This window comes from Streptomyces sp. NPDC003023, assembly GCF_042888225.1.
In the GTDB taxonomy this organism is placed as follows: domain Bacteria; phylum Actinomycetota; class Actinomycetes; order Streptomycetales; family Streptomycetaceae; genus Streptomyces.
This window is the reverse complement of record NZ_JBIAPL010000001.1, coordinates 1,368,764-1,381,958: the sequence shown is the minus strand read 5'-3', so window position 1 is coordinate 1,381,958 and position 13,195 is coordinate 1,368,764. Positions and strand designations below refer to the sequence as shown.

At 71.8% G+C, this 13,195-nt stretch carries 9 protein-coding genes; 3 read left to right on the top strand and 6 right to left on the bottom strand.

Annotated elements, in window-relative coordinates; translation table 11 throughout:
* The first annotated feature begins 49 nt into the window (after positions 1-49).
* Positions 50-2,440, top strand: coding sequence for a Tex family protein (locus ACFYV1_RS05855; protein WP_389394101.1), 2,391 nt, complete (start codon positions 50-52; stop codon positions 2,438-2,440).
* Between the two features lie 166 nt (positions 2,441-2,606).
* On the opposite strand, the gene ACFYV1_RS05850 is transcribed toward ACFYV1_RS05855, so the two are convergent.
* From ACFYV1_RS05850 to ACFYV1_RS05825, 6 genes are all read right to left on the bottom strand, one after another.
* Positions 2,607-4,244 (bottom strand): ABC-F family ATP-binding cassette domain-containing protein, encoded by a 1,638-nt coding sequence (locus ACFYV1_RS05850; RefSeq protein ID WP_389394100.1) that lies wholly within the window; start codon positions 4,242-4,244, stop codon positions 2,607-2,609.
* Between the two features lie 56 nt (positions 4,245-4,300).
* On the bottom strand, positions 4,301-4,834 hold the full coding sequence (locus ACFYV1_RS05845) for a TrmH family RNA methyltransferase (RefSeq protein ID WP_389394099.1): 534 nt from the start codon (positions 4,832-4,834) through the stop codon (positions 4,301-4,303).
* A 296-nt stretch (positions 4,835-5,130) separates the two neighbouring features.
* The gene (locus ACFYV1_RS05840) at positions 5,131-6,846 is read right to left on the bottom strand and encodes a BCCT family transporter (protein WP_389394581.1); all 1,716 of its coding nucleotides are present in this window, start codon (positions 6,844-6,846) and stop codon (positions 5,131-5,133) included.
* A 127-nt stretch (positions 6,847-6,973) separates the two neighbouring features.
* Positions 6,974-8,275: a M14 family metallocarboxypeptidase gene (locus ACFYV1_RS05835; RefSeq protein ID WP_389394098.1), complete on the bottom strand. Its 1,302-nt coding sequence runs from the start codon at positions 8,273-8,275 to the stop codon at positions 6,974-6,976.
* Entirely contained in the window at positions 8,272-10,233 is a 1,962-nt protein-coding gene (locus tag ACFYV1_RS05830) for a Xaa-Pro dipeptidyl-peptidase (RefSeq protein ID WP_389394097.1), read from the bottom strand. Before ACFYV1_RS05830 ends, ACFYV1_RS05835 begins: the two co-directional genes overlap by 4 nt.
* A gap of 75 nt (positions 10,234-10,308) precedes the next feature.
* Positions 10,309-11,001, bottom strand: a complete 693-nt coding sequence (locus tag ACFYV1_RS05825) for a GntR family transcriptional regulator (protein WP_389394096.1) — start codon at positions 10,999-11,001, stop codon at positions 10,309-10,311.
* 159 nt (positions 11,002-11,160) lie between these two features.
* On the opposite strand from ACFYV1_RS05825, the gene ACFYV1_RS05820 reads away from it, so the two are divergent.
* Complete coding sequence (locus tag ACFYV1_RS05820; RefSeq protein WP_389394095.1) at positions 11,161-12,183, top strand: Rieske 2Fe-2S domain-containing protein; 1,023 nt, start codon at positions 11,161-11,163, stop codon at positions 12,181-12,183.
* On the top strand, positions 12,180-13,190 hold the full coding sequence (locus tag ACFYV1_RS05815) for a succinylglutamate desuccinylase/aspartoacylase family protein (RefSeq protein WP_389394094.1): 1,011 nt from the start codon (positions 12,180-12,182) through the stop codon (positions 13,188-13,190). Before ACFYV1_RS05820 ends, ACFYV1_RS05815 begins: the two co-directional genes overlap by 4 nt.
* Positions 13,191-13,195: the final 5 nt, after the last annotated feature.

Here is a 13,195-nt window from a genome sequence, read left to right as displayed (position 1 = left end):
ACAATGCACTCTCAAGCACAGCGAGCACGAGAAGGCGAGTCGGACAACCGTGACGACGTCCATCGAAGGCAGGATCGCCGAGGAGCTCGGCGTACGCGAGCGGCAGGTGAAGGCGGCCGTCGAGCTGCTCGACGGCGGGTCGACCGTCCCGTTCATCGCGCGCTACCGCAAGGAAGCGACCGAGATGCTCGACGACGCGCAGCTGCGCACGCTCGAGGAACGGCTGCGCTATCTCCGGGAACTGGAGGAGCGGCGGACCGCGATCCTGGACTCCGTGCGCGAGCAGGGCAGGCTCGACGACGCGCTCGAGGCGCAGATCAGGGCCGCCGACACCAAGGCGCGGCTCGAGGACATCTACCTGCCGTTCAAGCCGAAGCGGCGCACCAAGGCGCAGATCGCCCGCGAGGCGGGGCTCGAGCCGCTGGCCCACGGGCTGCTGGCCGACCCGTCGGTCGAACCGCACGCCGCCGCCGCGGCGTTCGTCGACGCGGACAAGGGCGTGGCCGACGCGCCCGCCGCCCTGGAGGGCGCGCGGGCCATCCTGGCCGAGCGCTTCTCCGAGGACGCCGACCTCATCGGCGAGCTGCGTGAGCGGATGTGGACGCGCGGCCGGCTGGGGGCGAAGGTCCGGGACGGCAAGGAGGAGGCCGGCGCGAAGTTCGCCGACTACTTCGACTTCTCGGAGGGCTTCACCAAGCTGCCGTCGCACCGGATCCTCGCGATGTTCCGCGGCGAGAAGGAGGAGGTCCTCGACCTCGTCCTGGAGCCGGAGGAGCCGACCGAGGGCCCCTCTTCGTACGAGGGCATCGTCGCGGCCCGTTTCGGGGTGTCCCAGCAGGGCCGGCCCGGTGACAAGTGGCTCGGCGACACCGTGCGCTGGGCGTGGCGCACCCGGATCCTGGTGCACCTCGGCATCGACCTGCGGCTGCGGCTGCGCACGGCCGCCGAGGACGAGGCGGTGCGTGTCTTCGCCGCGAACCTGCGCGACCTGCTGCTCGCCGCCCCGGCCGGCACCCGCGCCACGCTGGGGCTCGATCCGGGCTTCCGTACGGGGGTGAAGGTCGCGGTCGTCGACGCGACCGGCAAGGTCGTCGCCACCGACACGATCTACCCGCACGTCCCCGCCAACAAGTGGGACGAGTCACTCGCGAAGCTGGCGCGTCTCGCCGAGGAGCACGCGGTCGAACTCGTCGCGGTCGGCAACGGAACCGCCTCCCGCGAGACCGACAAGCTCGCCGGCGACCTCATCACGAGGCACCCGGAGCTGGGACTGACCAAGGTGATGGTCTCGGAGGCGGGCGCCTCCGTGTACTCGGCCTCGGCCTTCGCCTCGCAGGAACTGCCGGAGCTCGACGTGTCGCTGCGCGGCGCCGTGTCCATCGCGCGCCGGCTGCAGGACCCGCTGGCCGAGCTGGTGAAGATCGACCCCAAGTCCATCGGGGTCGGGCAGTACCAGCACGACCTGTCGGAGACGAAGCTCTCGCGTTCGCTCGACGCGGTCGTCGAGGACTGTGTGAACGGTGTCGGTGTGGACGTCAACACGGCGTCGGCCCCGTTGCTCTCACGGGTCTCCGGCATCGGCGCGGGCCTCGCGGAGAACATCGTCGCGCACCGGGACACCAACGGGCCCTTCCGCTCCCGCAGGGCGCTCAAGGACGTGGCACGCCTCGGTCCGAAGGCGTACGAACAGTGCGCGGGGTTCCTGCGCATCCGCGGCGGTGACGACCCGCTGGACGCCTCGAGCGTCCACCCCGAGGCGTATCCGGTGGTGCGCCGGATGGTGAAGACCGGCGGTGGCGAGGTGGCGTCGCTGATCGGCAACACGTCGGTGCTGCGGTCGCTGCGGCCCGCCGACTTCGTGGACGAGACCTTCGGTCTGCCGACGGTGACGGACATCCTGCGGGAGCTGGAGAAGCCCGGCCGGGACCCGCGTCCGGCGTTTCGGACGGCCACCTTCAAGGAGGGCGTCGAGAAGCTCGGCGACCTGGTCTCCGGGATGGTGCTGGAGGGTGTCGTCACGAACGTGGCCGCGTTCGGCGCGTTCGTGGACGTCGGTGTCCACCAGGACGGCCTGGTGCACGTGTCCGCGATGTCCAAGACCTTCGTCAAGGACCCGCGGGACGTGGTCAAGCCGGGCGACGTGGTGAAGGTGAAGGTGCTCGACATCGACATCCCGCGCAAGCGGATCTCGCTGACGCTGCGGCTGGACGACGACGCCTCGGCGGGGTCGGCCGAGGCCCAGGAGCCCCGGCGCGAGCGCGGTGGCCGTCCGCCGCAGCAGCGTCAGGGCGGCGGTCGTGAGCGCCGCGGCGGAGGCGGAGGCGCCGGTGGAGGCGCGGGCGACCGGCGCGGCGCGGCGCGTCAGGCCCCGGCGCCGTCGAACAGCGCGATGGCGGACGCCCTGCGCCGGGCGGGACTGGTGGATCCGAAGAACCGCTGACGTCTTTGTCGCGCCCGGGCCGGGATCGTCCCCGGCCCGGGCGCGACGTGTCGGAGCCCGGTCACCTTGCAACGACGTGTCGGAGCCCGGTCACCCGGCCGCGGCGTGTCGGAGCCCGGTCACCCGGCCGCGGCGTGTCGGACCTCGGTCACCCGGCCGCGGCGTGTCAGAGCTCGGTCACCTTGCCGTCGGCCACCTCGATACGGCGGTTGACATGGACGGCGTCGAGCATCCGCCGGTCGTGCGTGACCAGCAGCAGCGTGCCCGTGTACGAGTCGAGCGCCGACTCCAGTTGTTCGATGGCGGGCAGGTCGAGGTGGTTGGTCGGCTCGTCCAGCACAAGCAGGTTGACGCCGCGCCCCTGGAGCAGGGCGAGGGCGGCGCGGGTCCGCTCCCCCGGTGAGAGGGTGGTCGCCGGGCGCATCACATGGGCGGCCTTGAGGCCGAACTTGGCCAGCAGGGTGCGCACCTCGGCCGGTTCCGTCTCGGGGACGGCCGCGCAGAAGGCGTCGAGCAGGGTCTCCGTGCCGTAGAACAGCCCGCGCGCCTGGTCGACCTCGCCGACGACGACTCCCGAACCGAGTGACGCGTGGCCGCTGTCGAGCGTGAGCCTGCCCAGCAGCGCGGCGAGCAGTGTGGACTTGCCCGCGCCGTTGGCGCCGGTGACGGCCACCCGGTCCGCCCAGTCGATCTGGAGCGAGACGGGCCCGAAGCGGAAGGAACCGCGGCGGACCTCGGCCGCGCGGAGGGTGGCGACCACCGAACCGGAGCGCGGGGCCGCCGCGATCTCCATGCGCAGTTCCCACTCCTTGCGGGGCTCGTCCACGGTGTCGAGGCGCTCGATCATCCGCTGCGTCTGGCGCGCCTTGGCCGCCTGCTTCTCGCTTGCCTCGCTCCGCATCTTGCGGCCGATCTTGTCGTTGTCGGTGGCCTTGCGACGGGCGTTCCTGACGCCCTTGTCCATCCAGTTGCGCTGCATCTGGGCGCGGCCCTCGAGGGCGGACCTCTTGTCCGCGTACTCCTCGTACTCCTCGCGCGCGTGCCTGCGGTCCCTCTCGCGCTCCTCCAGGTACGCCTGGTAGCCACCGCCGTAGAGGGTGATCCGCTGCTGTGCGAGGTCCAGTTCGAGGACCTTGGTGACGGTACGGGTGAGGAACTCGCGGTCGTGGCTGACGACGACCGTGCCGGCGCGCAGGCCCTGGACGAAGGACTCGAGGCGTTCGAGGCCGTCCAGATCGAGGTCGTTCGTGGGCTCGTCGAGCAGGAACACGTCGTAGCGGGACAGCAGGAGCGAGGCGAGCCCGGCGCGGGCCGCCTGGCCGCCGGACAGGGACGTCATGGGCTGGTCGAGGCCGACGGTGAGGCCGAGCGACGCGGCGACGTCCTCGGCGCGTTCGTCCAGGTCGGCGCCGCCGAGGTCCAGCCAGCGCTCGAGGCCGACGGCATAGGCGTCGTCCGCTCCGGGGGCCCCGTCGGCCAGGCCCTGGGCGGCGGAGTCCATGGCCCGCTGGGCGGCCGCGACACCGGTGCGGCGGGCGAGGAAGTCCCGTACGGTCTCGCCTTCGCGGCGCTCCGGTTCCTGCGGGAGGTGGCCGACGGTCGCGGTCGGCGGGGAGAGGCGCAGCTCGCCCCGGTCGGGGCGGTCGAGCCCGGCGAGCATCCGCAGCAGGGTGGACTTGCCGGCGCCGTTGACGCCGACGAGACCGATCACGTCTCCGGGCGCGACGACGAGGTCGAGCCCGGAGAAGAGCGAGCGGTCGCCGTGTCCTGCGGCGAGATCCTTGGCGACGAGAGTTGCAGTCATGAGGAGGTGAATCCTAGTGCCCGTCCCGGCGGGCCTTGCCGGGACGGGCCCCCAGTTCAGAGAAGTCCGGCGAGTTTGTACAGGGCGAGTGAACCCGCGACGGCCATGTTCAGGCTGGAGCCTGTGCCGATCATCGGGATCTCGACGCATTCGTCGAGCAGGTCGAGCGCCTCGGGCGGTATGCCGTGCTGCTCGTGGCCGAGGACCACGACGGTCGGTTGCCGGGCGGGGGCCACGTCGGCGAGGCGGACCGCTTCCTCGGCCAACTCGACGCCCACGATCCGCGCTCCGCGCTCCCGCTGTCTGCCCAGCCAGCCCAGCGGGTCGCCGGTCCAGTGGGTGCACAGCGGCTGCCGCAGGGTGTTGCCCCGGGCGAGAGCCTCGGGAACCCAGGAGAAGCGCGGGACGGTGATGCAGGCGCCGACCGCGTCGCAGGTGCGGGCGAGGGTGCCGAGGTTCGCTCCGTGCAGCGGCCACAGGGGGGCTGCGTAGAGGTGGTCCCAGCAGGAGTGGGCGCGCGGGCGGCGACTGCGGCGCAGTTCGTCGGGTGTACGGGTGCGGATGGCGGGTCCGCCTCTTCTCGCGCTCATCGGCGCGGGGAGGTGGGCCTCCCGTTCGTCGGGTCGGTCGTCCGCGTCGGGTGTGACGTGTGATGCATCTCGGTGGCGATCAGCGGCTCGCCCGGGCCTCTCGGTCGGTCGCACCACGGGTGCGACGAGCACGCCCCCCATGGTGCGTGCCACGACGAAGGATCGTCCCTTCGCCGTCTTCGCGTCCAGTGGAATTCGGTGGCCGCCGGCTTCCGGGAGTTCCTGCCCGGCACGGTGCCGCCCGCCCCCGGTCGTCGGGGGCGGGCGGCACCGCTGCCTCGTCCGAGGCGCTCGGGTCAGCCGCGGGTCTTGCCCAGCCCGCTGTCCGAGCTGCCCGTGCCGGGGACGGCGTCGTTCGTGCCGTCCTCGCCGGAGCCGGGGCCGATCCGGAGTTCGAAGTCCCCGTCGTAGTGCTCGTGTCCGGCGATCACCGCCGACTCGACGGCCTCCACGCCGACCTCGCGGCGGACGATCAGCGGGTCGTGCCTCAGGTCCCTCATGAGGGCCACGCACATGCCGATCATCACCAGCACAAAGGGCGCGGCGACCAGGATGGTCAGGTTCTGCAGTCCGGCCAGCGCGTCTCCCTTGCCGCTTCCGACGAGCAGCATGATCGCCGCCACGGCGCCCGTGACGATGCCCCAGAAAACCACCACGACCTTCGACGGGTCGAACGAGCCCCGCTGCGAGAGCGTCGCCATCACGATGGACGCCGCGTCCGCGCCGGAGACGAAGAAGATGCCGACCAGGACCATGACGAGAATGCTCATCACCGTGGCGATGGGGTACTGCTGCAGCACGCCGAAGAGCTGGCCCTCCGGCGTCGACTCCTCGGGCAGCCGCCCGGCCTCCTGAAGGGTCATCGAGGCGCCGCCGAAGATGGCGAACCAGATCAGGCTGACGGTGCTCGGCACCAGCATGACCCCGCCCACGAACTGACGGATGGTCCGGCCCCGGCTGATCCGGGCGATGAACATGCCCACGAACGGCGTCCAGGAGATCCACCAGGCCCAGTAGAAGACCGTCCAGCTGCCGAGCCAGTCGGCGACGCCCTCACCGCTGCTCGCCTCGGTGCGTCCGGCGAGTTGGGGCAGCTCGCCGAAGTAGGACGCGATGGAGGTGGGCAGCAGGTCGAGGATGATGATGGTCGGACCGGCGACGAAGACGAAGACGACGAGCAGCAGCGCCAGCACCATGTTGGTGTTGGACAGCCACTGGATGCCCTTCTCGACGCCGGAGACGGCCGAGGCGACGAACGCCAGGGTCAGGACGGCGATGATTCCGACGAGCAGTCCGGTGCTGACTTTGTCCATCCAGTCCAGCTCGGTGAGCCCGCTGCCGATCTGCAGCGTGCCGAGTCCGAGGGAGGCGGCGGAGCCGAACAGCGTGGCGAAGATCGCCAGGATGTCGATGACTCTGCCCAGACCCCCGTTGGCGTGCCGCTCACCGATGAGCGGCTGGAAGACCGCGCTGATGGTCTGCCGCCGGCGGCGCCGGTACGAGGAGTAGGCGATGGCGAGACCCACGACGGCGTAGATCGCCCAGGGATGCAGTGTCCAGTGGAAGAGCGTGGTGGCCATCGCGGTCGCCATGGCCTCCGCCGCGTCGGCGGGCGAGGTGCCGGGCGGCGGGGTGCTGAAGTGCGCGAGCGGCTCGCTCACTCCGTAGAACATCAGCCCGATGCCCATGCCGGCGCTGAACATCATCGCGATCCACGACACGGTACGGAATTCCGGCTCCTCGTTCTCCTGACCGAGGCGGATCCGGCCGTACCGGCTGACGGCGAGCCACAGCGCGAAGACGACGAAGCCGGAGGCGGCGAGGACGAAGGCCCAGCCGCCGTTGTGGATCAGCCCGCTCAGCAACCTGTCCGACACGTTCTCGAGGGCGTCCGTCGCGACCGCACCCCACACCACGAAGGCGAGGGTGAGTACCGCTGTGACCCCGAAGACGACGCGGTCCGTGGTGGCGCGCTCGGTCTCGTGGGCGGGTTCGGGCAGATCCGCCGTCACCGGCAGATCCGCCCGGCCGTCCCGTTGTGGTTCGTCCTGCGACACAAGCGGCACCTTTCATGTGGTTCTGGGGGAACCTGTTTTCACTCCCGCTACCCCCTACCACATGTGACGTGCGTCACCACCCTCAACAGGCTGACAGAGGTTCACCTGTTGTGAGGTGGTATGTCGCACGTTCATCGAGGAGCAGCGGCACAAGTTCGCGCTGCGACTGCCGCAGCGGCACGATGGCGCCTTCCCCGTCCGGCCGGGTCCAGACCCCGTGAAGTGCGAGTTCGTCCCCGAATTCGGCGTACTGCGCGGCGTCGAGCCGGTAGGCGCAGGGCGGGTCGTGGAGGGTCTCCTCCGGTGCCGGCGGATCGTTGTCGGCGCCTCCGAGATGGACCGGTCCCCGGTCCGCGAGGCCCGCGCGCCGGGCGGCGGTCGTGACCTGCTCGATCCGGGCGCGGCGCTCGTCCGCGTACGCCAGGAGCCCACCGAGCGCCGCGAGCTGGCTGTTGACCCTGCGGTTCCTGTTCACGGCGGGATCGGCCTGTTCCTCCTCGCTCAGCGCGTCGACCCGGCTCTCGATGAGCAGACCGACCGCGTTCTTGATGCCGGAGGCGTTGCGCAGGATGCGCTCCTGTCCGTCCCCGGCGGTCTGCCGGACGGGTTCGCCGGTGACCGGGTCGGTCCAGATGCCGTACGTCCCGGTGCTGAACCCGTCACGTCCGGCGGCCGGGCGGACGTAATCGCCGGACAGGGTCCGCGCCTCTTCGTGGACATGGGTGTCCGTGTTGAGGTTGCGCGGCCACAGGTCGAAGAGGTCCTTGTCGTAGAACGGCGGTGTGGCGCCGTACTCGTGCAGGTCGTAGATGACGTCCGGCCGCCGGTCGCGGACGACGGCGGCGAGGGCCCGTCCCTCCGCCGTCCTCAGCGCGATGTGGTCGCGGTTGATGTCGACGCCGTCCGAGTTGCCCCTGGTCCCCGCGGCCCGGCCGTCGGGGTTGGCGGTCGGCACGACCATCAGGTGCGTACGCGCCAGCAGCTCGCGGGTGCGTCCGTCGTGGGCGTGGGCGAGGTCGCGGACCGTGGTCAGGCACGCCTCGCGGCCGGCCGGCTCGTCACCGTGCTGACTGCAGATCAGCAGCACGGTGTGCGGCGAGTTCACGTTCCCGAGGTGCACGAGCTGCAGCGGGCGGCCCTGCCGGGTCGTGCCGACGCGTTCGTACGACATCCGCGGGCTGCCGCGGTCGACGGCTGCGAGGAAGCGCTGCTCCTCCGACTCGCCGGTCCAGCGTTCCCCTCGGCTCGTCTCGAAACCCGTACGCGGCGGGGTGTGCGCCGCCTGCGCGGGCACACCGGCCAGCAGCGGTACGGCGAGCGTGGCGAGGACCGCGGTCAGGACGAACGCGCGGACGCGGACGCCGGTGCTGATGCCGGATCTCATCGGGTGCTGCCTCCCGGGATCGGACGGATCGGACGCGGCTCGTCGACTCCGCCGAGACGGGACGCCGCCGGTGCGGGGACCGGCCCCGCGACCGCGCGGGCGAACGCGCGAGCGCCGCCGACGACCGGCAGTTTCGCAGCGCTGCGGGGAAGATCGAGGGAGATCCGCGGCGTGGTGCCGGGCGGGTCGATCAGGTCCCTGTCGGTGCCGGCGACGATGAGCGCGAGCCGGTGGCCCGCCGGGACGACGTGGTCGCTCGCGTGCAGGTCGATCGTGACCGTGTACGCCTTGCCGGGGGTCAGCGCCCCGTCCCGGTAGCCTCCGAGGTCGGCCCAGCCGCGGCTGAAGACGGTGTGGCCGACGGCCGTCGTGCGTGCCTCGGTCTCCTTGTAGCAGGAGCTGTCGCCCTCGGTACTGGAGCCCCAGCAGGTGCGCTCGGTGAGGGTGGTGATGCCTTCGCCCGATGCCGCGTAGTCGCGGATGGTGTCCGGGCCGAGATCGACCAGGACGGCTGACAGATGGGCGCTCGCCGTCGACGGCGTGGCGGTCACGGTCACCTTGGAGGAACCGGACAGGCGCAGGTCCCGGCCCAGCGGGCGGGTGACGAACCCGGCCTTCGCCGCCGTCGGCGTGTCGATGGCGGCCGCCCAGTCGGTCTCGTCCTGCCGCGGGTCGTCGGTGAACGTCTCCGTCGCCCCGGGGTGGGCCGGCTTCAGGGACAGCGTTCCCACGCCGGGCTCCTCGCCGTTGCCCGGACGCAGCGCGGTGGTGGCCGTGGAGCGGGGCGGCCAGACGCGGTCGGTGGTCCAGCGGTCGGGGGCGCGCTCGACGTCGGCCATCGGCTCCCGGTCGATGCCGTTGTCGTGACCGAGGAGGTAGTGGTCGAACCACCGGTGCAGGGTGCGCACCCACTCGCCCCGCCGGAAGTCGAACGGGTCGACGTGACCGGTCTGCGACAGCCACACCTTGCGCTCCACGCCGTTCGCGGCGAGGGCGTCCCACCACTGGCCGAAGTGCTTGGACCGGACGTTCAGATCCTGCATGCCGTGCACGGCGAAGACGCTGGCCCTGACCTTGCCGGCGTCGGGCACGTAGTCGCGCTCGGCCCACAGCCGCGTCAACTCGCCGCTGCGCGGAGCCCCGTCGATCAGCTCCTGCTGGACTGCCCCGCAGCGCTCGCGGGCCTGCGGGCTCTCCACGTACCGGGACAGCCACTCGGGGCCGGAGTCGTAGAGCGGCGCGCCCTGCGCGAAGTAGTAGTCGTACCAGGAGGAGATGGCGCCGATCGGCACGATGGTCTTGAGCCCGCGCACTCCGGTGGCCGCGACGCCGTTGGCGACGGTCCCGTCGTAGCTCTTGCCGATCATCCCGGTCGCGCCGGTGGACCATCGTGCGTCGGCCCGCTCGCCGCCGGTGCGGGTGGTGTAGGCGCGGGCGCGGCCGTTCAGCCAGTCGACGACGGCCTTGGCCGACTGGATGTCGGAGCGGCCGCCGACGTCGACGCACCCGTCGGACCGGCTGGTGCCGGCCAGGTCGACGGCGACGAAGGCGTAGCCGCGGGGCACGAAGTAGTTGTCGTAGTACAGCGGGAACCGGACGGGGTCGCCGTCCTCGTCGTACGTCTTGCGCTGGCTCTCGTTGCCCCGCCCGCAACAGGCGTAGTACGGGCTGGCGTCCATGATGACGGGCACCCGCCGCCCCCGCTGCGCCGGCTCCCTCGGCCGGACGATGTCGACGGCGACCCGGTCCGTGCGGCCGTCGCCGTCCTCGTCGAGCCCGGTGTCGACCCAGACGGACTCGCGGATCGCGTCGTCGTACGAGTGGACCGGTCGGCTCTCCCTGGCCGGTGTCGCGCCCTGCGCGCCGGTGGGCGCCAGTGTGAGGGCGACGAGGGCGGCCGAGGCCGCCGCCACCAGCGATCTGCACGTCAAGCGGGTTCCCCGCGTACGTATCGGCATGGGCGGAAGGTACTCCGGTCAACTCCCGTGCGACAGGGGGCGTCCGGCCGACCGGCCGGTGTCCGGTGCGGCCGGTCAGGGTGCGGGGTACTCCAGACTGATCCCGCTGCCCTCCGGCAGCGCCTCCTGGTAGCCGGTGTGCATGTGGTCGTGTGCCAGGCGTACGAGCAGGTCGGCGTCGCCGGCGCGGGCGGCGGCGAGCATGGACCGGTGTTCCGTGACCATCAGGGGCACGTTGGCGGCCTCGTCGACGTAGGCGCGGGTGATCCGCCGGTTGACGGGGTGGTCCCAGAGGGTTCCGAGGGTGCGCAGCAGCAGGCCGTTGCCGCAGGGTTCGACCAGGGACATGTGGAAGGTCCGGTTCAGCTCGAACTGGGCGGCCCTGTCCGCCGGATCGCTCGCCGCCATGTCCTCGATCACCGCGGTGAGCCTCGTCAGGGCCGCCTCGTCGTGGCGGCCGCAGGCCAGGCGCAGGGCCAGCGCCTCCAGGGTGCTCCGCACCTGGTACACCTCGGCGATGTCTTCCGGGCGCAGCGCGTTGACGAGGTAGCCGCTGCCCGGGAGCCAGGTGACGAGGTCTTCGTGGGCGAGGCGGTTCAGGGCGTCCCTGACCGGTGTGCGCGAGACGCCGAGTGTCTCGGCCACCTGTTCCTGGACGAGCGGGGCGTCGGCCTCGAGCGCCCCGGAGACGATCTCGTCCCGCAGTCGCTCGTACACCCGCACCCCCAGCGGGCGGCGGTCCCGTCGATCGCTGCGCAGTGGTTCCACGTCCGCTCTCCATCCCTGCCGTTCGGCTCGCCTCGACGGGTGCGCGGGGCGAGGGAGCCGGAGCGGCGTCCCCGTCGACAGAAAACCATCATGCGGGATCCGTTGTCGCCTCTGAATTCACTGTATACAGTGCGTGCAACCCATTCGAGGGAGGGCAACGTGTTCATCCTGAACACCTGGTACGTGGCGGCCTGGTCGACCGAGATCACCGAGCGCCCGGTGCGCCGCGTCGTCTGCGAGCAGCCGATCGTGCTGTACCGGACCACGACCGGCGCGGCGGTCGCCCTGGCCGACCGCTGTGCGCACCGGGCGTACCCGCTGTCGCAGGGCCGGACCGTCGGTGACTCGATCGAGTGCGGCTACCACGGGTTCGCCTACGGCCCCGACGGCGTCTGCAACCGAGTGCCGGCGCAGACCGGCATTCCGGAACGGGCGCGTGTCCGCCGCTACCCGGTCGTGGAGAAGGACGGCTGGGTCTGGGTCTGGACCGGGGACGCCGAACTCGCCGACGAGAGCGTGCTTCCGGACACGCACTGGATGGCCGATCCGAACTGGGCGACCGTCACGCACACGGTGCTCTTCGAGTGCCGGCACGACCTGATCCACGACAATCTGCTGGACCTCACCCACGAGTCGTTCCTGCACCGCACGACCGTGGGCGACGACTACATCTACGAGCACGGCATCACCGTCGAGGTGGACGGCCGCGTCGTCACCGCCGACCGCCTCATGCCCGGTGTCGAGGCGCCTCCGCTGTACGCGCGGACCATGGGCGTCGAAGGCCTCTGGGACCGCTTCCACGCCACCGAGTTCCATGTGCCCGCCTACCACGTACTGCACTCCGGCATCACCGCGGAGGGTGCCGCGCGCGAGGACGGGCACCTCATCAAGGTGCTCAACGGCATCACGCCGGTGGACGCGGGGACCACCTGGTACTACTACGCGTTCAGCCGGAACTTCGCGGTCGACGCCGAGTGGGCCACCAAGGAGCTGGAGACCGGGCTCGCGACGGTGCTGCGCGAGGACGCGGACGCGCTGCGCGCCCAGGAGGAGGGCATGCGGCGGCGCCCGGCGGGCGAGCACGACGTCCTCATCGGCCAGGACGCCGGTGTCGCCAAGGCCCGCAGGATCCTCGCCCGACTGCTGGCCGCGGAGCAGGAGCGTGCCGGGAGCGGCGCATGAGCCGGGTGCTGCACGGCGTCGATCTCGGCGCCAGGGGCCGGCAGTTCGGCGCACTGCACCTGCGCCACTCGGACAACCGGTACGACAACGGCGTCGTACCGGTGCCCGCCGCGGTGCTCAGCGGCGGCGCCGGACCCACCGCGCTGCTCGTCGCCGGCACCCACGGTGACGAGTACGAAGGCCAGGTGGTGCTGCACCGGTTGCTGCGGGACACGCCGCCCGAGGAGGTCACCGGCCGGCTGATCGTGCTGCCTGCCCTGAACCTGCCGGCCGTGCGGGGCGCCGCCCGGGTGTCGCCCCTCGACGGCGGGAACCTCAACCGCCTCTACCCCGGCAGCCCTTCCGGCGGGCCGACGCAGCAGATCGCCCACGCCGTGGTGAGCGGTCTGCTGCCGCACGCCGATCTGGCGCTTGACCTCCACTCCGGCGGCTCGACCAGCCGCTATCTGCCCTCCGCCTTCGTGTACGAGGGCCCGGACCCGGCGGCGTGGGACGCGAAGCGCCGGCTGACCGGCCTGCTCGGCATGCCGTGGGCGATGACCGTGCCGGAGCGGTTCGAACCCGGTTCGTTCTCGTCCGCCGCCGACAAGGCGGGGGTCCCGATGATCTCCACCGAGCTGGGCGGCGGAGGCGAGGTGGACCCGCTGATCGTCGAGCAGGCGGTGCACGGCCTGCGCCGGGTACTCGAGGGCGCCGGCGTCCTCGCCCCGTCCGGCCGGACACCCTCCCCGCCGGCGACCCGGTGGATCGCCCTGGGCGAGGACTGTGCGGTCCTCACTCCCGCCCGGGGACTGTTCGAACCGCTGGCCCGGCTCGGCAGCCGGGTGGCCGAAGGCGAACTCCTCGGCCGGATCCATCCGGTGGAGGAACTCGACCGCGCCTCGGTCCCGGTCGTCGCCCACCGCGACGGACTGGTCGCCGTCGTACGCCGGCCCCCGCTGGTGGAACTCGGCGACTGCCTGTACCACCTGGCCGACGAGTCCGGCTCCGACGCCACCCGCCCCTGAGCCCG